The 378-nt window shown below is 67.5% G+C and carries 2 protein-coding genes; both read left to right on the top strand.

Features of this window, described 5'->3' with window-relative positions; all coding sequences use genetic code 11:
* Positions 1 to 241: acyclic terpene utilization AtuA family protein (locus C1I98_RS46925; protein WP_497846427.1), on the top strand; the 241-nt coding region annotated here is incomplete at its 5' end.
* A 1-nt stretch (position 242) separates the two neighbouring features.
* On the top strand, positions 243 to 378 hold a 136-nt coding region (locus C1I98_RS46920; RefSeq protein ID WP_497846429.1), incomplete at its 3' end, for an AtuA-related protein.

The raw sequence follows: 378 nt of genomic DNA, 5'->3' as shown, positions 1-378 counted from the left end.
GCACGGCGCAGCCCTTTCCCGCGCCGATGCCGAACCGTATGAAGTGCGCGTGCGCGTGGCCGCGCGCACCGAATCGATGGCCGAAGCCGTGCGCGTCGGCAACGAAGTGGAAACCTTGCTAACGTGCGGCCCGTCGGGCGGCGGCGGGGCGACCAAGAGCGCGCGCGAGATCATCGCCGTGGCATCGACGTTGATTCCTGCTGAACTCGCGCCGCACGCCGTGCACATCCTGGAGAGCTGACATGCCCCGCACCCTCCGCGACCTCGCCCACACCCGCGCCGGCGACAAGGGCGACATCTCATGCATCTCCGTCATCGCGCTCCGTCCGGAATGTGCGGAAGAATTTGCCTTGCTTGAGCAGCACGTCACGGCAGAAC

It is taken from the genome of Spongiactinospora gelatinilytica (genome assembly GCF_003236385.1).
Classification (GTDB): domain Bacteria; phylum Actinomycetota; class Actinomycetes; order Streptosporangiales; family Streptosporangiaceae; genus Spongiactinospora; species Spongiactinospora gelatinilytica.
Note: the sequence above shows the minus strand (reverse complement) of the source record. Positions and strands in the feature narration are given on the sequence as shown.